Source organism: Streptomyces sp. NPDC055966, assembly GCF_042269865.1.
GTDB lineage: Bacteria > Actinomycetota > Actinomycetes > Streptomycetales > Streptomycetaceae > Streptomyces.
Genome location: NZ_JBHJYK010000020.1, coordinates 152,248 through 171,996, shown reverse-complemented (window position 1 = coordinate 171,996; position 19,749 = coordinate 152,248). Strand labels below are relative to the sequence as shown.

Genomic DNA, 19,749 nt, shown 5'->3' with positions numbered 1-19,749 from the left:
ACCAGGCCCCCCGGTGCGAGCGGAGAGCCGGCGATGAGCGATACCCCCCTCGGTGTGGATCCCCCCGCGCAGCCCGAGCTGCGCAAGTCCCTGGGCGTGCTGGACGGGATCGCCGTCGCCGCCTCCAGTACGGCCGCGACCACGAGCATCGGCATCGGTCTCGGGGTGACGGCCGGGGTGGTCGGCCTGCACCTGCCGGCCATCATGCTGCTGGCGTTCCTGCCGGTCCTCGGCATCGCCGGGGCCTACTCCCGGCTCAACCGGGTGGAGCCGAACGCCGGCAACGGCTATGTGTGGGTGGGCCGTTCGCTCAGCCCCTGGCTCGGCTTCATGGTCGGCTGGGTCAACTGCGTGGCGAGCGTGGCGTTCCTCGCCTACACCACGGCGGTCACCGGCTCGGCGCTGCTCCAGCTGGCCGGGGAGGCGGGAGTGCACCGGATCGGCTCGCTCGCGCTCGATGCGGGGTCGACGGCGCAGACGACGGCGGTCGGCATCGTGGTGCTGGTCGCGGTCACGCTGACCGCCGTGACGGGCGTGCGTACGGCCGCCCGGCTGCAGACGGGACTGCTCGTCTTCGAGTACGCCGTGCTGCTGGGCTTTTGCGGGTACGGCATCGCCGTGGGCCCGCACCCGTTCCGGCTCTCCTGGTTCGACCCCTTCGCGATCCCCTCGGCGTCCGCCCTGGCCCAGGGGATGCTGCTGTCGGTGTTCTGCTACTGGGGGTTCGAGGCCGCGTTCACCGTCAACGAGGAGGTGCGCGACCCGCGGGACGCCTCCCGGGCCGGGACGATCACCCTGGTGACCATGCTCGGGTTGTTCCTGCTCGGCTCGATCGCCTTCCAACGGGTGCTCTCCGAGGGGGAGTTGGCCGGGCACGGCGCCGAGGGGCTGGCGTACTTCGGGGACCGGCTGGCCCAGCAGCCGCTGGCCGCGCTGCCGCTCGTGGCGCTGATGTTCTCGGCCGTGGCCTCGCTCCAGGCGGGCGTCATCCCGACGGCCCGGGGGATGTTCGCGATGAGCCGGGACCGTACGCTCGGGCCGGTGTGGTCCCGGGTCAGCCGCCGGTACGGCACCCCGGCGGCCGGGACGCTGCTGATCGGGGGGCTGTCAGTGGCGGTGGCGCTGCTCGCGCTGGTGATCCCGCGCCTCGCCGACATGATCGACGCGACGGTGAACGCGGTCGGGATCGTGGTCGCGCTGTCGTACGCGCTGACCGCGCTCGCCGCCGCCGTGCGCTTCCGCGCCGCGCTGCGAAAGGACTGGCGGCTGGGCCTGCGCGCGGTGGTGCTGCCCGCGCTGAGCGCGCTCGCGCTGCTGGGACTCGGCGGCTATCTCGGCTGGTCCTTCTACCGCTCGGCCGACCATCTGGAACTGCGCGCGGACAACGGCTGGTTCCTGCTGCTGATGCCGGTGGCGATGATCGCCTCCGGGTTCGGGGCGGCCGCGTGGGCCAAGTGGGCGCGCAGATCGCCGTACTTCCGCACGGGCGCGGGCACCGACGCCGACGCACCCGAGCTGCTCCCCTCCGCCCCCACCTCCAACTGACCTGTCGAGCACGTGATTTCAGGGAAAGGCATCATGCACGCTGATCTTCTCTTCACCGGCGGCCCCGTGTTCACCCCGACGGGCCGCACGGCGAGCGCCGTGGCCGTCACCGGTGACCGGATCACCGCCGTCGGGCACGACGAGGTGCGCGCGCTCGCCGGGCCGCGCACCGAGGTGGTGGACCTCGCCGGACGGCTGCTGCTGCCCGGCTTCCAGGACGCGCACGTCCATCCGGTGCCGGCCGGGCTGGAGCTGAGCCAGTGCGACCTGACGGGGGCGAGGACGGCCGAGGAGTCCGTGGCCGCCGTGCGCGCCTACGCCGAGGCCCGCCCCGAGCGGACGTGGATCCTCGGCGGCGGCTGGTCGATGGAGGCGTTCGCGGGCGGTACGCCGGCCAGGGAACTGCTCGACGCGGTCGTACCGGACCGGCCGGTGTACCTGCCCAACCGGGACCATCACGGCGCCTGGGTCAACAGCCGGGCGCTCCAGCTGGCCGGCATCGGCCGGGACACCCCCGACCCGGCCGACGGACGGATCGAGCGGGACGCCTCCGGCGAGCCGAGCGGCACCCTCCAGGAGGGGGCGATGCAGCTGGTCGGCCGGCTGGCTCCGCCCGCGACCCCCGCCGACCGGCTGGCCGCGCTGCTGCACGCGCAGGCGCATCTGCACGCGCTCGGCATCACCGCGTGGCAGGACGCGCTGGTCGGCGACTTCCTCGGCATGGACGACCCGGCCGGGGCGTATCTCGCCGCGGCCCGGGACGGTTCCCTCACGGCGCGGGTGCGAGGCGCCCTGTGGTGGGACCGGGAGCGCGGCGCCGAGCAGATTCCCGAACTGGTCGAAAAGCGCCGGGAGTTGAGCCATGGGCGATTCCGGGCGACCGCCGTGAAGCTGATGCTGGACGGGGTCGCCGAGAACGGTACGGCCGCGCTGCTCGACCCCTATCTGGACCGGTGCGGGTGCGTGACCGCCAACCGGGGCAAGAGCTTCGTCGATCCTGATCGACTGCCCAGGTTCGTCACCGAGTTGGACGCCCTCGGCTTCCAGTGCCACTTCCACGCGCTCGGCGACCGGGCCGTACGGGACGCGCTGGACGCCGTCGAGGCGGCGCGGGCCGCGAACGGGCCGGGCGACACCCGGCCGCATCTCGCCCACCTCCAGGTCGTGCATCCGGACGACGTACCGCGGTTCGCCCGGCTCGGCGCCACCGCGAACATCCAGCCGCTGTGGGCCGCGCACGAGCCGCAGATGGACGAGCTGACGATCCCCTTCCTCGGGGCCGAACGGGCCGCCTGGCAGTACCCGTTCGGGGCGCTGCTGCGGTCCGGGGCGCGGCTCGCGGCGGGCAGCGACTGGCCGGTGAGCAGCCCCGATCCGCTCCAGGGCATCCATGTCGCGGTCAACCGGGTCGAGCCGGGCGGCGGCGGACCGGTGTTCCTGCCCGGGCAGCGGCTGGACCTCGCGGACGCGCTGACCGCGTACACGGCCGGGTCGGCGTACGTGAACCACCTGGACGACACCGGCCGGGTGGCCGTAGGGGCGCTCGCCGACCTGGTGGTCCTCGACCGGGATCCGTTCGCCGGGCCGCCGGAGGCGATCGCCGAGGCGGCCGTGGCGCTCACCTATGTGGGCGGGGAACTGGTGTACGCCGCGCCGTGATTCAGCGGGCCTGCTGGAACGTCCTGCGGTAGGCCTGCGGGGACACCCCGATCGCCGCGTGCAGGTGCTGGCGCAGCGAGGCGCCGGTGGCGAAGCCGACCTCGGCGGCGATCCGGTCCACCGGCAGGTCGCTGGATTCCAGGAGATGGCGGGCGCGGGCGACGCGTTGCTGGATCAGCCAGCGGCCGGGGCTGAGGCCGACCTCGTCGTGGAAGCGGCGGGCGAAGGTGCGCAGGCTCATCCGGGCGTGGCCGGCGAGGTCGGTCAGGGTGAGCGGCTCGCCGAGGCGCTCCAGGGCCCACAGGCGGGTCCCGGCCGTGCTGGCCGCGCCGCTCTGCGGGACGGGCTGCTCGATGTACTGGGCCTGGCCGCCGTCCCGGAACGGCGGGACGACACAGCAGCGGGCGACGAAGTTGGCCAGCTCGCTGCCGTGGTCGGTGCGCACCATGTGCAGGCAGATGTCGACCCCGGCGGCGGCGCCGGCCGAGGTGAGAATGCGCCCGTCGGCGACGAAGAGGACGTCCGGGTCGAGGTCGACCTGCGGGAAGCGGCGCCGGAACGTCTCCGTCATGTGCCAGTGGGTGGTGGCGCTGCGGCCGTCGAGCAGGCCGGCCTCGGCGAGGACGAACGCGGCCGTGCAGATCGAGACGATCCGTGCGTCCGGGCGGATGCGGGCGAGGGCGGCGGTGACCTCGGCGGGCAGTTCGTCGGGGATGCAGGCCGGGGGCATCGAGGTGACGACCACCGTGTCCGCCGTGTCCAGGATCTCGGGGCCGTGCTGGACGCCGATCGTGAAGTCGGCGCTGCTGCGCACCGGCCGGCCGTCGACCGAGCAGGTCAGCACCTCGTAGCGGCCGTCGGCCGCGCCGAGGATCCGGCTGGGGATGCCCAGCTCGAAGGGGTAGACACCGTCCAGGGCGAGGACGGCCACCCGCTCGGGGCGCCGGGTGCGCGGCGGTACATCAGCCATGGCAGGATCCTATCGAAAGGTGACTGTCATGCCATTTCCCGGCCGCGCGAACCCGGGCAGGCTGGGTGACCATGAGCGATGTGAACACGATGCGAGCCATCAGCCAGGACGTCCTCGGCGGTCCCGAGGTGCTGCGGGAAGTGGAGCTGGAGCGGCCGAAGCCGGGACCGAACCAGGTGCTGGTCCGGGTACGGGCCGCCGGGGTCAACCCCACCGACTGGAAGCACCGGGCCCTCGGCGTCTTCCTGGGCGAGCCGCCGTTCGTGCTGGGCTGGGACGTGTCCGGCGAGGTCGCCGAGACCGGGATCGGCGTGGCCGCCTTCGCGCCGGGCGACGAGGTCTTCGGCATGCTGCCCTACCCCTACGGCGCCGGCTCGCACGCCGAGTACGTCCTCGCACCGGTGCGTGCCCTCACCCGCAAGCCGGCCTCCCTCGACCATGTGCAGGCGGGCGCGCTGCCGCTGGTGTCCCTGACCGCCTGGCAGGCGCTGACCGAGCACGCGGACGTCCGGCCCGGGCAGCGCGTGCTGATCCACGCGGCGGCCGGCGGGGTCGGGCACGTGGCCGTGCAGATCGCCAAGGCGCGGGGCGCGTACGTGATCGGGACGGCGAGCGCGGGCAAGCACGACTTCCTGCGGGAGATCGGCGTGGACGAGCCGATCGACTACCGGACGACCGACGTCAGCGAGACCGTGCGGGACGTCGACGTCGTCCTGGACACCCTCGGCGGGGACACCTCCGTCACCTCGCTGCGGACGCTGCGGCCCGGCGGTGTCCTCGTGTCGATCCTGCCCGTGGGCTCCCGGGAGCTCTACGAGGAGGCCGAGCGGCTCGGCGTACGGGCCGTGCGCATGCTGGTGGACGCCGACCGCGCCGGGATGGAGGCCATCGCCGAGCTGGCCGTGTCCGGGAAGCTGACGGCGACGATCGCCGGGACGTTCCCGCTGGCCGACGCGGCGAAGGCGCACGCCCTGGGCGAGACCGGCCGGACGACGGGGAAGCTGGTGCTGCTGGCCGACTGAGCACGCGCGCCCGGCGTTCGTCGGACATCCGATCGACAGGCGTCGAAACCCGTCGACATATGTCAATCGAACATGCTCAAATTCCTTCCGCGGAGGGTAACTTGACGGTCGGGGACCGACCCGGAACGGCCGGGCGCGGGCGGGAGGTGAGACGGTCGTGCGGGACGAGCGCGCACCCTTCCACCGCCATCTGCGGGTCTACGAGCACCGGGCGCACACGGTGCTGGAGCTGCGGGGCGAGATCGACCTCGTCTCGGCGACGGAGATCGGTCCGCTGCTGGACCGGTTCACCGGCCGGCCCGGCGCCCGGCTCGTGATCGACCTGGGCCCGGTGGAGTTCTTCGACTGCTCGGGGCTGCGGCTGCTGCACCGGGCCCGCACCCGGGTGCTGGACGGCGGCGGGCAGTTGTACCTGGTGTGCGCGCAGCCACTGGTCCTGCGCGTCCTGGAGGCCACCGGGCTGTCCCGGTTGCTGCCCGCGCATCCGAGCCTGGACGCGGCCCTGGCCCGGCCCGGAGCCGCGTCCGGCTCGCTGTGACCGTCATCTGCCGCCGGATCCCTTCCAGGGCCGCTAGGCGTGCTCGAACAGGGCGCTCACCGACTCGCCGTTGTGGATGCGCCGTACCGCCTCGGCCAGGGCGGGGGCGATGGACAACACCCGGAGTTTCCCGGTGTGTTCGTCCTCCGGCACCGGCACGGTGTTGGTGCAGACGATCTCCAGGACGTCCGGCTGCTCGCTCAGCCGTTTGGCCGCGCCGCCCGCGAACACCCCGTGCGTGCACGCCACCCGGATCGAGCGGGGCCCCGACTCACGGAGCTTGTCGAGGAGTTCGAGTACCGTGCTGCCCTTGGCGATCTCGTCGTCCAGCACGATGACATCGCGGCCGGTGACGTCGCCGATGACGGAGCTGATGCTCACCCGGTCGTCGGCGTAGCGCTGTTTGGCGCCGGCCGCCACCTGCGCCCCGATCAGCCGGGCGAAGGCGGCGGCCTGCTTGGCGTTGCCGAGGTCCGGCGAGACGACCGTGGTGCGCGTCAGGTCGTACTGCCTGAAGTGCGCGGCCAGTTCGCGCAGCGCGTGCAGATGGTCCACCGGCACCGAGAAGAAGCCGTGCACCTGCGGGGCGTGCAGGGTCATGGCGAGCACCCGGCGGGCGCCGGCCGCGACCAGCAGGTCGGCGACCAGGCGCCCGCCCAGTGAGATGCGCGGCGCGTCCTTCTTGTCGGAGCGGGCGTAGGAGTAGTGCGGCATGACGACCGTGATCCGGGCCGCCGAGGCGCCCCGGGCGGCGTCGCACATCAGCAGCAGCTCCACCAGGTGCTCCTGCACCGGCCGGACGAGCGGCTGGATCAGGAAGACGTCCCGCTCCCGGCAGTTGGCCTGAAGCTGCACCTCCAGACAGTCGTTGGCGAACCGGCTGACCCGGGTCGGGCTGAGCGGCACTCCGAGGTGGGCGCAGACCTCCCGGGCCAGGTCGGGATGCGCGCTGCCGCTGAAGACGGAGATGTCCCGCACGATCCGCTCCTCGCATGATCGGCACCAGCTGCCGGGCTCATGCTACTGGCCCCGTCCGCACAGGTAGAGCGTCTGTGCGCTGGCCGTCGCCCCGATACGGCCCGCCAGGGACGGCGGCGCGGCGGCGGAGTCCGTGCCGCCGTAGGCCGAGGCCGGGACCTTGGTGCAGGTGGCCTGGACCCAGGCGGTGATCTGCGTGACGGCCGTCCGTCCCGTGGCCGCCGTGGCACCCTCCGCGGTGCCGGTGGCCGTCTTCGCACCGGTGCCGGGCTGCGCGGCGCCCCCGAACATGCCGCCCATGCCGCGTCCGCCGCCGAGCACCACGTACCGCACCTCGCCGCTGTCGACGAGCTGCTGGAACCGGCCCTCGGTCGGGAACGGCACCCGGCCGCTGAAGCCGCCGATGGACAGCACGTGGGCGCCGTCCGCCAGGATGTACGGCGATGCCGTGCTCCAGCTGGTGGTGGCGAACACATAGGCCGCGGTGCCCTGGTGGGCGCGGGTGTAGTCGAGCAGCCGCTGCTGCGCCGCGGTCAGCGCGCCGCTCCCGGAGGCGCCGCCGAATCCGCCCATGCCGCCCATGCCCCCGGCGGCTCCGGTCCCGGTCATGCCGCGCCTGCTGCCCCGGCTCGCCCGCCCGAAGGCGCCGGCGCCGGTCCAGGCCGTCTGCCCGAGCCGTCCGGTCCCGGACCGCGTCGTGCCGAAGCCGCGCCCGGAGGCGGACGGGCCGACCGCGCCCATGGTGTTGGTGCGGTAGGACGGGGCGAAGACCTGCACCGCCCAGGCGCTGGGGGCGATGAGGAGGGCGGCCAGCGCGGCGGCGAGCCCGCCGAGCGCGAGCCGGCCGCCGGCGCTCCGCCCGCCCGGCCGGGCCAGGAAGAGCAGCACCAGACCGGAGACGGCGAGCACGCCCACGGTGGGCGCCAGCCACGCCGCGAAGGACGTGAACTGCCCGGCGAGATAGGCGGCCCAGGCCGCCGTCGCCGCCACCGCGCCCGGCAGCGCCCAGGCGCGGGGCCCGCCGGCCCGGTAGGCGCGCCACATCAGCACGGTCCCGGCCCCGGTGAGCGCGGCGAGCGGTACGGCGATCACTCCCATGTAGTAGGTGTGCCCGGCGACGCTGCCGGCGCTGAAGACCAGGAAGTACAGGGCGAGCCAGGTGCTCCACAGGACGTACCCGGCGCGCAGCCGGTCGGTGCGCGGCCGCCCCCGGGACCACAGCAGTCCGCACACCGCGGCGACGGCGGCGATCGGGTAGAACCAGCCGGTCTGGGAGGCGAGCGACGTGCCGAACATCTTCGACCAGCCGTTCTGGTCACCGCCGAAACCGCCGCCACCACCTGTCCGCGCGGCTGCCGCGCCGGTGCCCTGCGCACCGCCCGCGCCGAGGGCACCGGCACCGCCGAAGGCACGGTCACCGCTGTGCGCACGGTGACCGGTGCGGGCGAGGTCTCCGCCGAACGCAGCGGCTCCGCCGTACGCGCCCGCGCCGCCGGAGCCGGTACCCGCGGCGCCCGTGCCCGCCACCCGGCCGGATCCCGGCCCGGCCCCGAACCCCGCCGCCTGGCCGGGGCCCTGCCCGGTGCGGGCGTGGCCGCCTCCGCCGCCCTGGGTCGAGGTGACGCTGCCCGTCGAGGCCGCGCTGATGCCGAGCGAGGAGAAGCGGGTGAGGAAGTTGTAGCCGACCACCATGCTGAACGCGGAGTTGTTGGTGGTGCCGTCCACATAGGGCCGGTCCTTGGCCGGGGTGAGGGTGACGGCGAGCATCCACGACGCCGACACGGCCGTCATCACCACGGCGGAGATGCCGAGGTGGGCCAGCCGCCGGCGCAGTGTGAGCGGCGCCGAGATCAGGTAGACCAGGGCGAGCGCGGGCAGCACGGCCCACGCTTCCAGCATCTTGGCCTGGAAGCCGACGCCGACCCAGACGCCGGCCATGATCAGCGGGCGCAGCCGGCCGGCGAGGGCGGCCCGCTGGGTGGCCTCGGCCGCGAGCAGCACACACAGCGTGAACATGGGATCCTCGACCGAGGTGCGGAACAGCCCGACCGCGACGGGGGTCACCAGGAACACCGCGCCGGCGATCAGCGCCGCGTGCGCCCCGGCCCAGCGGCGCACGATGCGGTGGAGCACCAGCAGGCTCGCCACGCCCTCCAGGACCTGGGGCAGGGTCAGCGACCACGGATGGAATCCGAAGAGCCGCGCGGACAGCGCCTGCGGCCACAGGAATCCCGGCAATTTGTCGAGAGTGATGGAATTACCGGGATCGAAAGAGCCGTAGAAGAAAGCCTTCCAGCTCTCCGTCATGCTGCGGGCGGCACTCGCGTAGAACGTGTGGTACTCGCTGCGGTCGATGCCCCAGGCGTAGAGCACGGCGGCGAGTACGACGAGAACCAGCAGCACAGGGCGTGCGTACGGGGGATCGCCCTGTGGTGATCGCCAGGGCGGGCGGCGATCGGCACCGGTGGGGACGGTTGCGTCGAGGACGTTCGTGGCCATGCGCAGCAGTCTTCGGCACGCCGTGTGCCCGCAACGACGATGCGGCCCCTTTTCAAGGAAACTCTCACCGCCCCAAGGGTAATTCTTTAACCGCATGACATCGCAATTACGCCGGTCAAGCGAATCCCTTACCAGCGAAGTAACGCGTTTTCATCTGACATCACGTCAGAAACAGGTCCGGACCAGGGTGTTGACGGCCTCTTATCTCACCCCTTAAATCAAGAGGCGACTCGCACCCCCCCCACAGTGAACGGAGAGTCATGGCTTCCCCACGCCTGCTCCGCAGTTGCCTCTTCGCCGCCCTGTCCGCCGCCCTGGTCGGCACCGCCGCCGTCGGACCGGCACGGGCCCAGACCGCCGCTCCGCGGGCGGCAGCCGTCAACACCTTCTCCGACACCTTCGACGGGCCCGCGGGCGCCGCGGTCGACTCCTCGAAGTGGACGCTGGAGACCGGCGACAACGTCAACAACCACGAGCGGGAGTACTACACGTCCGGGACGGACAACGCGGCTCTGGACGGCCAGGGGCATCTGGTGATCACGGCCCGCAAGGAGAACCCGGCCGGCTACCAGTGCTGGTACGGCACCTGCCAGTACACCTCGGCCCGGCTGAACACGGCCGGGAAGTTCGACGCCCGGTACGGTCACGTCGAGGCGCGCATGAAGATCCCGCGCGGGCAGGGGATGTGGCCGGCCTTCTGGATGCTCGGCACGCCGGTCAACTGGCCGGACTCGGGCGAGATCGACGTGATGGAGAACGTCGGCTTCGAGCCCTCGACCGTGCACGGCACCATCCACGGGCCCGGCTACTCGGGTTCCGGCGGCATCGGAGCCGGCTACACCCTGCCGAACGGCCAGGCCTTCGCGGACGCCTTCCACACCTTCGCCGTGGACTGGGCGCCCGGCTCGGTCACCTGGTCGGTGGACGGGACGGTCTACGAGCGGCGCACGCCCGCCGACCTGGGCGGCCGGACATGGGTGTTCGACAACAAACCCTTCTTCCTGATCCTGAACCTCGCCGTCGGCGGCTACTGGCCCGGCGACCCCGACGGCTCCACCCGGTTCCCGCAGCAACTGGTGGTGGACTCGGTGTCGGTGACGACGAGCAACGGCTGAGCGGCGCCGGGCTCAGTGCAGCGACCAGGTGTACTTGCCCCCGCCGACCCAGCGGACCGCGTCGGGGTCGTCCAGGTCGTGGATGGTGATGCCGTGCGACGCGGCGGTCTCCAGTACGTCGGTGACGTTGCGGACCGCACCGATCACCTGACCGTCGATCTCCATGATCCGGAAGGGCGGCTCGCCCGGCTTGCCCGGGCACACCCCGAGCACCAGGACCCGCGGATGGGAGATGTGGGGAGCTGCTTGTTCGGTCATGCACATCAGCCTAGAACGCATCCGGGTCCGGGGTGATCCGGAGCGTTTTCGACAGCGTGGACCGCATGCGGTCGGTCGCGCCGCTCCCCGCGCCTCCCCGGCGCGCCTGAGGCAGCCTTGGTTGCGTGGAACCCGTCGCCGCGCTCGAACGCATCGCCTTCCTCCTGGAGCGGTCACTGGCACCCGCCTATCGGGTGAAGGCCTTCCGTACGGCCGCCCGGACGCTGGCCGCGCTGCCCGAGGGCGAGGTCGCCGAGCGTGCGGCGGCGGGGACGCTGGAGGCGCTGAAGGGGGTCGGGCCGAAGACCGCGCAGGTGGTGCGGGAGGCACTGGCCGGCCAGGTGCCCGGGTATCTGCGCGGGCTGGAGGACGAGGGCGGGGGCGGCGTGCCCGCGGAGGGCGCCGGGGCCGGGCTGCGGGCGCTGATCCGAGGGGACTGCCACACCCACTCGGACTGGTCCGACGGCGGCAGCCCGATCGAGGAGATGGGGCGGACGGCGGCCGCGCTCGGCCATGAATGGACGGCGCTGACCGACCACTCCCCCCGGCTGACCGTGGCCCGGGGCCTGTCGCCGCAGCGGCTGCGCGAGCAGTTGGACGTGGTGGCGGGGCTGAACGCGCGCTGGGCGCCGTTCCGGCTGCTCACCGGCATCGAGTGCGACATCCTGGAGGACGGCTCCCTGGACCAGGAGCCGGAGCTGCTGCGACTGCTGGACGTGGTCGTGGTGTCCGTGCACTCCAAGCTGCGGATGGACGCCCGCTCGATGACCCGGCGGATGGCGGCCGCCGTACGCAATCCGCACGCGGACGTGCTCGGGCACTGCACCGGGCGCCTGATCACGGGGCGGGGACGGCCGGAGTCGGAGTTCGACGCGGACGCGGTGTTCGCCGCCTGTGCCGAGTCCGGTACGGCCGTGGAGATCAACAGCCGGCCCGAGCGGCTGGACCCGCCCCGACGGCTGCTGCGCCGGGCCGTGGCGGCGGGGGTGCTGTTCTCGGTCGACACCGACGCGCACGCTCCGGGCCAGCTGGACTGGCAGATCCTCGGCTGTGCCCGGGCCGAGGAGTGCGGGGTGCGGGCCGAACGGGTGGTCACCACCTGGTCGGCCGGGGAACTGCTGGCCTGGACCCGTGAGGGCCGGGTCCCGGCGAGGGCGTGAGCGACGTGGAAAGCCCCGGTCGCGACGGGGGAATCACGACCGGGGCGGTCTGGCGGTGGGCACGCAGGGCAGACGCCTCCCAGTGAAGGCCTCGCCCGCACCCACATGTGATTCAACGGGCAACCATCCCCGGGTGTTCCGGAGCCGTACGTGAGCCGCGTCACCGTGCGCCGGCGCCCGCCCCGGCCAGTTCGGCGGTCTGCCGCACGGCCCCCGCCTCGATGAATTCCCGCAGGTCGGCCGTGAGCCGGTCCGCGTGGGTGGCGAACAGGCCGTGACCGGCCCGTTCGTACACCTTCAGGGTGCCGTCCGGCACCAGCCGGGCCGCACGCTCGCCGGTGAGGGCCAGGGGCGCGGAGGCGTCGTGGGTGCCGTGCACGACCAGCACCGGGAGGTCGAGGCCGGGCAGCTCGTCGGCGATGTCCAGACCGGCGACCACCGCCCGGACCCCGGTCGAGGCGCGCGGCCCGGCGGTCAGACAGAGGTCGATCAGATGGCGGACGTAGGCCGGCGAGACGTCGTTGCCGGGGAACCGGACGGCGAAGAAGTCGTCCGCGAGGAGCGTGTAGTAGGCGGGCCGGTCGCGCCGGAACAGCTCCTCGTCGGCGCGGATGTCCGCGGGATCGACGCCCTCGGGGAGGTTCGGGCAGCGGACGATCCCGGGGCAGACCCCGGCGACGAGGGCGACCCGGTGCACGCGACCGGTGCCGTGCCGGGTCACGCAGCGGACCACCTCGGCGGTGCCGACGGAGTGCCCGACCAGGGTGACCTCGCCGAGGTCGAGGTGGTCGAGCAGGCCGTGCAGGTCGTCGGCGAGGGTGTCGAGGTCGTAACCGGACCACGTGTCGTCGGAGCGTCCGTGGCCGCGCCGGTCCAGGGCCACGCAGCGGAATCCGGCCTCCGCGAGCGGCAGGGTCTGGTACTCCCACATCTCGTGGCCGAGGTAGGCGCTGGCGACGAAGACGGCGACGGGGCCGGTCGCGGGGCCGTGGTCGGTGTAGTGCAGCCGGGTTCCGTCGACGGGGCTCTCGAAGTACGGCATGGGGTGCCTCCGCAGGGTGTGGGGCCGTCGGGACCAGGTGCGACGCTGCTCGGTCGCCCTGACATCACCGATGCTCCCCGGATCCCGCGCACGGGTCGATTACCCGCGACGTCATCCCCCTTGGCCGGGCCGCGGCGCCGCTCAGCGCGGTGCGCGTTCGCGCAGGGCGGCGCGCCAGGCCGGCAGGCGGTCCTCGGCGAGGGGTTCGGGACGGCGGCCGCCGCTCGCGAAGAAGTCGGCCAGGGGGAGGATCGCGGCGCCGACGGTGACCGCGTCGGGGCCGAGCCGGCCGAGGTCGATGGTGACCCGGTCGGCCGGGTGGCGCAGCGCGTACGTCGCCGCGTGCCGGCGTACGGCGGGCAGGAAGCGGGTGCCGAGCTGGAGCCCGGCCCAGCCGCCGACGATGATCCGCTCGGGCTGGAAGAGGTTGATCAGGTCGGACAGGCCCGCGCCGAGGTACTCGGCGGTCTCCTCCAGGACGGCGAGGGCCACCGGGTCGGGCGCGGTGCCCTCGGGCGGGTAGGCGGCGACGAGCATCGCGGTGAGCGCGGTCTCCTCGTCGGCGCGCTCGGGCGGCCGGCCGCCCTCCTCGCGCCAGCGGGCGAGCAGCGACTCGGCGCCCGCGTAGGCCTCCAGGCAGCCGGGCGCACCGCACCGGCAGCGGCGCCCGCGCACCCGGACCGTCAGATGCCCCCACTCCACGGCGCGCCCGTGCTCCACCTCCGGGGTGACCAGGCAGGCGCCGACGCCGGAGCCGAAGAGCACGACGACGGCGTTGCGGGCCCCTCGTCCGGCGCCGAACCACATCTCGGCCTGGCCCAGGGTCTTGGCGCCGTTGTCGATGAAGTACGGGATCTCGTCCGGGAGTCGGGAGGCCGAGCGGAGCAGCCGCTCCAGCGGTACGGCGTCCCAGCCGATGGTCTGGCCGTGCACGACGGCGCCCCGGTCCGGGGTGTGCTCGACGATGCCGGGGACGCCGACACCGACGCCGAGCAGCCGCTCGGGAACGGCCTGTTCGGCACCGAGGACCTCGGCGATGCCGTCGCGGATGTGGCCGGCGATCACCTCGACGTCGTAGCCCTGCGGCGTCAACGGGCGTTCTGTGCGCGCGAGTTCGGTCAGGGCCAGGTCGAACAGTTCGACCCGGACCCGGGTCTCGCCGACGTCGACGCCGATCATCTGTCCGCTGCGCGGACTGACGCGCAGCAGGGTGCGCGGCCGGCCGCCGTCGGAGTCGACGCTGCCCGCCTCCTCGACCAGGCCGTCGGCGACCAGATCCGCGACGACGTTGCTCACCGAGCCGGAGCTCAGGCCCGTCGCGGGGCCCAGCTCGAACCGGCTGAGCGGGCCGTCGAAGTACAGCTTCTGCAATACGGCCGTGCGGTTGCCCCGCCTGAGGTCGCGTACCGTGCGCCCGTTCCGCCCCGCCATGCCGCTCCCTTCACAAACCCTGCCCGACCTGCAACATACCCCTTCGGGCAGCCGGAACGCGACTTTCCCACCGTCTTAGTTCACGCTATGAGCTAAGAGGGGTTCCGCTGCGCGTGTCCCGTGGGCCGCGTGATCTCGCCCAGCACGGCCACGAGGTGCGGCGAGACCGTCTCCCGCACCCGGCGGGCATCGGCCTCCCCGATCCGCCGCCACCGAGCCCGCCACCGCAACGCCGGGCACCACCGGATCCGCCACCGCCCGGCCGATCGCCGCGACACCGGCCGCTGCCGCATCCGCCACCACCCGATCCACCGCCACCGATCCAGCCACCACAAACCCGGTCGGCACCGAATCCTGCGCCATCAAGTCCGCCACCGCAGGACCAGCCACCACCAGTTCCGCCGCCGCCTCGCCGGTCGCCGCAACGCCGGTCACCACCGGATCCGCTATCACCCGATCCGCCGCCACCGAACCGGCCACGACACACCCGGTCACCACCGAATCGGCCGCCACCAAATCGGCCAGCGCAGACCCGGTCGCCACCGGATCCTGCGCCGCCGAACCGGCCACCACAGGCCCGGGCGTCGCCGGGTCCGCCGGCGATTCAGTGGCCGGCGGATTCGTCACCGGTGAGTTCGCCGCCGGGGAGTTGCCCGCTCCTGCGTCCCCCACCGCGTGCCCCTCCCCCTCGGCTCAGCCCGCCGCGTACACGTCCTCGACGTAACGCCCGTCCGCCACCAGCGAGTTCAGCCAGTCGTCGGCCGCGGACCCGTCGGCGTCGTGGGAGCGTTCCCGGTACAGGGTACGGAACGCCTCGCGTACGCCGGGGGCCATGCGGGAACCGTCGCCGCAGACGTAGACCCGGGCGCCCGCGTCGAGCAGGTCCCAGACCTCGTCGGCCTCGGCGGCGATGCGGTGCTGGACGAACAGGGCGCCGTTCTCGGGCGCCGCGCTGAAGGCAGGGCGCAGCGAGACGGCGCCGGCGGCCTCGGCGGCGGCCAGCTCGTCCGCGTGCAGGTAGTCGGCGTCGGGGGCGTCGCAGCCGAAGTACAACAGGGCGGGCGGGAGTTCGGTGCCCGCGGCGCGGGCCGCGGCACGGTCGGCGACGGCGCCGCGGAACGGGGCGAGACCGGTACCGGCGGCGATCATGACGACCGGCGCCGAGCCGTCGATCCGGAAGACCTCGCGGCAGGGCTGGACCCGGGCGTACACGGTGTCGCCGGGCTTCAGGGCGGCGAGATGGCCGGAGCCGGTGCCCCGGTAGCGGCCGCGGCCCGAGCGGGCGGGGGCGTCGAGCACGGAGACCATGAGATCGACGTGGTGCGCGTCGGACGCCGGGGAGGAGGACACCGAGTAGTGGCGCGGCTTGAGCGGGGTCAGCAGGTCGAGCAGGAGCGGCCAGCCCAGGGCGCCGCGCAGCGCGGGGTGGTCCTCGACGAGTTCCAGGAGGGTGCGCGGGTCGTCGTCGCCGAGCGCGGCGAGGGCGGCCCGCTCGGGCGGGCAGGGGTTGGCCTCGGCGAGCAGGGCCCGTTGCCGGGCGGTCGGGCGCTCCTGCAACTCGACGTGGTGCGTGAGGAGTTGGCGTACCGTCAGCGGGCGGTCGACGGCGAGGCCGTCGCGGCGCGGGCGGGTGGCCCGGATGTCCAGGACGGTGTCGGCGTCGAGGCCGAACGCGGCGAGCGCGCGGTCCACCGGCTCCGGCGCGTTGGCGGGGAGCACGGTGAGGTGGTCGGCGGTGCGGTAGGTGACGCCCTCGGGCAGGGCGATGCGCAGGAACCGCTTGGTGCGCGGGTAGCCGGGCGCGGTCAGGTCGTGGGCCTCGGTCACCGTCATCGGGAGCAGGTCGTGCCGCTCGGCGAGGGCGTCCAGCGGGCCACCGGCCAGGGTGCGGACCTCGTAGGCGTGGGCGGGCTCGTCCGTGGTCCGCGGCGCGGCGTCGGAGTCGCCGTACCCGGTCAGCAGGGTGGTGCGCAGCCGGGCGGTGAACTCCCGTACGGCGCCGGCGAGATCGCCGGAGGCGTCGGCGGCGGCGCGCTCGGTCAGCCTCGTCGCGCCGAGTTCGGCGAGGCGGGTGTCGACACGGGTGGGGAAGTGCTGGTAGGTGGCGGCCCAGTTGCGGTCGCCGACGCCGAGGACGGCGTAGGTGACGCCGGTCAGGTCGGGGGTGCCGTCCAGCCACGCGGCGAAGGCGGTCGCGTCGTCGGTGGGGCGGCCGTTGTAGGAGGCGGCGGTGATGACGACGGGCCGGTCGGTGGGCAGCCCGTCGGCGTACGCGTCCAGGGCGGCGACCTCGGTGGCGCAGCCGACGGCGGCGGCCTCGTCGGCGAGCTGGGCGGCGAAGGCGCGGCAGGTGCCGTAGTTGCTGCCGTGCAGGAACAGGGCGCCGGTGCCGGGGCGGACGCGGGCCGGGAGCGTGTCCGGGGTCCGGCCGGCGTCCTCCTGCGGGCGCGCGGCGCCGGGCAGCGGGGCGTGGACGCGGTCGGCGGCGGTGCGCGGGGTCAGCGTGAGGGTGAAGCCCTCGGGTTTGAGGGTGAGGGTCTCCTTGACGTGCAGCTCGTAGTCGGCGTGGTCGTGCAGCCGGTAGCGGTGGACCAGCATGGCGAGCAGCATGGTGGCCTCGTGCAGCGCGAACTGCCGCCCGATGCAGGCGCGATCGCCGGTACCGAAGGGCTTGAAGGCGTGCACCGGGCGGGCCGCCTCCGCCTCGGCGGTGAACCGCTCGGGATCGAAGTGCTCGGGGTTGTCGCCCCACACCGGCTGCCGGTGCAGCATCGGGGCCATGACGGTGACGGCCTGTCCGGCGCGCATCGGGATCCGGCCGCCGAGCAGGGTGTCCTCGCGGGCCCTGCGGCTGAAGGCGGCGGCCGTTGGCCACAGCCGCAGGGCCTCGTTGAGGACCTGGCGGGTGTAGGTGAGCCGGCCGATCTCGTCGTACGTCGGCTCCGGGTCGGCGTCGTCGCCCCACAGCGCGTCGGCCTCGCGCTGCACCAGGCGGAGCACGGCCGGATGCTTGGCCAGGTAGTACAGGGCGAAGGACATCGCGCCGGAGGTCGTCTCGTGGCCGGCGATGAGGAAGGTGATGACCTGGTTGCGGATGTTGGCCGGGTCCAGGGTGGTGCCGTCGGCGGGGTGCGGGGCGCTCAGCATCAGGCCGAGCAGGTCCTCGGCGCCGCTCTGGTCGGTGCCCGCGCGGGAGGCGATGACGTCGTCCACGACCTGGGCGAGATAGTCGGCGTCGCGGCGGAAGGCGGCGTCGGCGGCGGAGTGGTCCTGGCCGGGAGTGCGGGCCAGGCGGGTCATGCTCCACTCCAGGCAGCGGACCATCGACTCCACGAAGGGGTGCGGCTCTGCCCGCTCGAACGACCCGAAGTCGTAGTCGAACCCGGCCAGTCCGATGGTGTCGAGCGTCATGCGGGTCATGTCGTCGGGCACGTTCACGGCCTGGTCGCCGTGGGCCGCGCGGTCCCAGGAGTCGATGAGCCGGCGGGCCACCTTGAGCATGACCGGGTGGTAGGTGCGCATCGAGCCGAGCGCGAAGGCGGGCATCAGGATGTCGTGCGCCTTGGCCCAGTTGGGCTCGTCGTTGTACGCCGTGAACAGGCCGTCGGCGGCGAACTCGCGCACGTTCTCCAGGGCGGGGCCGATGTGCTTGGCGAACCGGTCCTCGTCGGCGAGGTCCGCGACGAGATCGGCGTCGGCGACGAACATCACGTCGCGGCCGTGCAGCCGGCGCACCAGCACCGGGCCGTGGGCGCGCATCAGCTCCATGACCTGCTGGATCGGGGTACGGCCGGGACCGGTGGCGGTGATGTCGACGACGGGGACGCCGGGCAGGGCCGCGGCCGGGTCGGGGTGCGGTGCGGTGGGGGGCATGACGCGACAACTGCCTTTCGCCGTAACGGAGTACTCGCGGTAACGGAGCACTGGATCCAGCGTGGGCGACCGGTGGCACGTGCCGGCGCCGTGGCACTACACGATCGCGCAGTCAAAACTCGGCCGCGGGGCTTGCGCCGGCCCGCGGGAGGCGTGCGGTTTGCCGCTGACCTGGATTCTCGTCTTGGATGTGCGGGGACCGACGAGCGGCGATCGACGAGCACGGACCGAGGGACGGCTCGGCGCATCGGGAGGTGGACATGGACCTGGGGCAGGCCGACGCGGTGGTCTGGCGCAACCGGGCCCTGCTGGTCTTCGACCGGGTGTCGGTGCCGGTCGCGGTGTGCGACGTGTACGGCCAGGTGGTGCTGGCGAATCCCGCGATGGCGGCGGAGTGCGGTACGACGCCGGGGCGGCTGCGCGGCCGGGACGTGCTGGAGCTGTTCCGGCCGCAGGAGGCCGGGCAGGTGGAGCGGATCGCCCAGGCGCTGCGCCTGCGGCACCGCTCGCGCTACCAGGTGTCGGTGCGCTGGCGCGCGCCCGGCGGGGCGGAGCGGTTCGGGGAGCTGACGGCGGACCCGGTGAGCGACACCGTGGACGAGACCCCGGCCCTGCTGGTGATGCTCCGGGTGCAGGGCGAGTGCGCGCCGCCCGAGCCGGAACCGGCCCCGGTCACCACGGTGGAGGGGCGGGTGCTGGCCCTGCTGGCGGGCGGCGCGAGCACGGCCGAGGCCGCCCGCGAACTGGGCCTCAGCAAGGACGGCGTCACCTACCACCTGCGCCGGCTGTCGGCCCGCTGGAACGCGGCGAACCGTACCGAACTGGTCGCCCGCGCCTACGCGTCGGGCGTCCTCAGGCCGGGGGTGTGGCCGCCCCAGGCGCGGACGGAGTAGGGCGTGCCTGTCCCGCGGGCGCCCGGGCCGTGCCCGCGCCCTCCGGCGCGCCGAAGCGGGCCAGGGTGTGCCAGACCGTCTTCAGGTGCTGGAGTTCGTGGCGGCCGGTGCGCACCGCGTCGCCGATGACACGCGGGGTGAGCAGGCCGCGCTCGGCGATCGGGGCGCCGAGGTCGGCGTACCGCGGCCCCCGGTAGTCGGCGTGGCGGGGCAGCGCGGTGACGGTGAGCCGGTGGCCGGGGCGCCATTCGACGGGGCAGGGCAGGCGCCGGGCCGCCGTCTCGACCTCGGTGCCCCGGTAGCCCGCGTCGAGGACGAGTGCCTCGACGTCGGTGTCCAGGAGCACACCGGCGTGCACATGGCTCTCGACGTAGTCGTTGAGCGGGTCCTGCTCGTCCCGCTCGACGAGCGCGATCAGCGGCATCGCGGCGGCCACCCCGAAGTCGGTGGGCTCGGCCGCGCTGTCGGGGTAGCAGACGGTGGCGCGTCGCAGGACCGCGCCGGTGAGCCTCAGGCGCGAGGAGCCGAAGCGGGGGGGCCGCGCCGACCACCTGCCGGCGGAAGTCCAGGGCGCCGTACAGCGGGCGCTCCGCCGCGGGCGCGTCGTCGTACGCACCCCCGAAGATCCGGCTCTCCCGGCGTGCGCGCCGCCCGGGTGCGCGGTGAGCCCGCCGTCGCTGGTGCCGGTGACGTACTGCGAGTGGGAGGCGCCGTCCCGGGCCAGGGCCTGTCCGGCGGAGATCCGGGAAAATCCATTGGCCACTCT

15 protein-coding genes and 1 pseudogene are annotated in these 19,749 nt (G+C 73.8%); 7 read left to right on the top strand and 9 right to left on the bottom strand.

Annotation, left to right across the window (positions count from 1 at the left end; translation table 11 throughout):
• Positions 1-33: 33 nt before the first annotated feature.
• A complete protein-coding gene (locus ACFC8N_RS35630) occupies positions 34-1,545 on the top strand; it encodes an APC family permease (protein ID WP_356029436.1) in 1,512 nt (503 codons plus the stop codon).
• A 33-nt stretch (positions 1,546-1,578) separates the two neighbouring features.
• The gene (locus tag ACFC8N_RS35625) at positions 1,579-3,204 is read left to right on the top strand and encodes an amidohydrolase (RefSeq protein WP_376293005.1); all 1,626 of its coding nucleotides are present in this window, start codon (positions 1,579-1,581) and stop codon (positions 3,202-3,204) included.
• Position 3,205: 1 nt separating this feature from the next.
• Here ACFC8N_RS35625 and ACFC8N_RS35620 read toward each other — a convergent pair whose 3' ends face one another.
• Entirely contained in the window at positions 3,206-4,174 is a 969-nt protein-coding gene (locus tag ACFC8N_RS35620) for a GlxA family transcriptional regulator (RefSeq protein WP_376293002.1), read from the bottom strand.
• A 71-nt stretch (positions 4,175-4,245) separates the two neighbouring features.
• On the opposite strand from ACFC8N_RS35620, the gene ACFC8N_RS35615 reads away from it, so the two are divergent.
• A complete protein-coding gene (locus tag ACFC8N_RS35615; RefSeq protein WP_376293000.1) occupies positions 4,246-5,196 on the top strand; it encodes an NADP-dependent oxidoreductase in 951 nt (316 codons plus the stop codon).
• 157 nt (positions 5,197-5,353) lie between these two features.
• Positions 5,354-5,734, top strand: coding sequence for an anti-sigma factor antagonist (locus tag ACFC8N_RS35610; RefSeq protein WP_356029426.1), 381 nt, complete (start codon positions 5,354-5,356; stop codon positions 5,732-5,734).
• Positions 5,735-5,767: 33 nt separating this feature from the next.
• Here the strand turns inward: ACFC8N_RS35610 and ACFC8N_RS35605 are convergent, their stop codons facing one another.
• Together ACFC8N_RS35605 and ACFC8N_RS35600 are read right to left on the bottom strand one after the other, a co-directional pair.
• Positions 5,768-6,712, bottom strand: coding sequence for a ribose-phosphate pyrophosphokinase (locus tag ACFC8N_RS35605; protein ID WP_362819453.1), 945 nt, complete (start codon positions 6,710-6,712; stop codon positions 5,768-5,770).
• A 42-nt stretch (positions 6,713-6,754) separates the two neighbouring features.
• Positions 6,755-9,211, bottom strand: coding sequence for an ArnT family glycosyltransferase (locus tag ACFC8N_RS35600; protein WP_376292997.1), 2,457 nt, complete (start codon positions 9,209-9,211; stop codon positions 6,755-6,757).
• A 260-nt stretch (positions 9,212-9,471) separates the two neighbouring features.
• Between ACFC8N_RS35600 and ACFC8N_RS35595 the strand changes: the two are divergent.
• Positions 9,472-10,320 (top strand): annotated as a pseudogene (locus ACFC8N_RS35595) (family 16 glycosylhydrolase); the annotation flags it as partial.
• A gap of 18 nt (positions 10,321-10,338) precedes the next feature.
• On the opposite strand, the gene ACFC8N_RS35590 reads toward ACFC8N_RS35595, so the two are convergent.
• Positions 10,339-10,584 carry a hypothetical protein gene (locus tag ACFC8N_RS35590; RefSeq protein WP_356029418.1) on the bottom strand — a complete coding sequence of 82 codons (246 nt, stop codon included), beginning with the start codon at positions 10,582-10,584 and terminating at the stop codon, positions 10,339-10,341.
• 125 nt (positions 10,585-10,709) lie between these two features.
• Between ACFC8N_RS35590 and ACFC8N_RS35585 the strand changes: the two genes are divergently transcribed.
• A complete protein-coding gene (locus tag ACFC8N_RS35585; RefSeq protein ID WP_376292995.1) occupies positions 10,710-11,744 on the top strand; it encodes a PHP domain-containing protein in 1,035 nt (344 codons plus the stop codon).
• 160 nt (positions 11,745-11,904) lie between these two features.
• Here the strand turns inward: ACFC8N_RS35585 and ACFC8N_RS35580 are convergent, their stop codons facing one another.
• From ACFC8N_RS35580 to ACFC8N_RS35565, 4 genes are all read right to left on the bottom strand, one after another.
• Positions 11,905-12,786: an alpha/beta hydrolase gene (locus tag ACFC8N_RS35580; RefSeq protein ID WP_356029414.1), complete on the bottom strand. Its 882-nt coding sequence runs from the start codon at positions 12,784-12,786 to the stop codon at positions 11,905-11,907.
• A 141-nt stretch (positions 12,787-12,927) separates the two neighbouring features.
• Positions 12,928-14,217: an ROK family protein gene (locus tag ACFC8N_RS35575; RefSeq protein WP_376292991.1), complete on the bottom strand. Its 1,290-nt coding sequence runs from the start codon at positions 14,215-14,217 to the stop codon at positions 12,928-12,930.
• A 75-nt stretch (positions 14,218-14,292) separates the two neighbouring features.
• Positions 14,293-14,844: a hypothetical protein gene (locus tag ACFC8N_RS35570; RefSeq protein ID WP_376292989.1), complete on the bottom strand. Its 552-nt coding sequence runs from the start codon at positions 14,842-14,844 to the stop codon at positions 14,293-14,295.
• A 66-nt stretch (positions 14,845-14,910) separates the two neighbouring features.
• Positions 14,911-18,090 (bottom strand): cytochrome P450, encoded by a 3,180-nt coding sequence (locus ACFC8N_RS35565; protein WP_376292987.1) that lies wholly within the window; start codon positions 18,088-18,090, stop codon positions 14,911-14,913.
• Positions 18,091-18,350: 260 nt separating this feature from the next.
• Here ACFC8N_RS35565 and ACFC8N_RS35560 point away from each other — a divergent pair, with 260 nt between their 5' ends.
• Positions 18,351-18,983: a PAS domain-containing protein gene (locus ACFC8N_RS35560; RefSeq protein ID WP_376292984.1), complete on the top strand. Its 633-nt coding sequence runs from the start codon at positions 18,351-18,353 to the stop codon at positions 18,981-18,983.
• Here ACFC8N_RS35560 and ACFC8N_RS35555 read toward each other — a convergent pair.
• Positions 18,943-19,746 (bottom strand): DUF3626 domain-containing protein, encoded by an 804-nt coding sequence (locus ACFC8N_RS35555; protein ID WP_376292982.1) that lies wholly within the window; start codon positions 19,744-19,746, stop codon positions 18,943-18,945. The two genes, ACFC8N_RS35560 and ACFC8N_RS35555, sit on opposite strands and share 41 nt — an antisense overlap.
• Positions 19,747-19,749 lie beyond the last annotated feature (3 nt).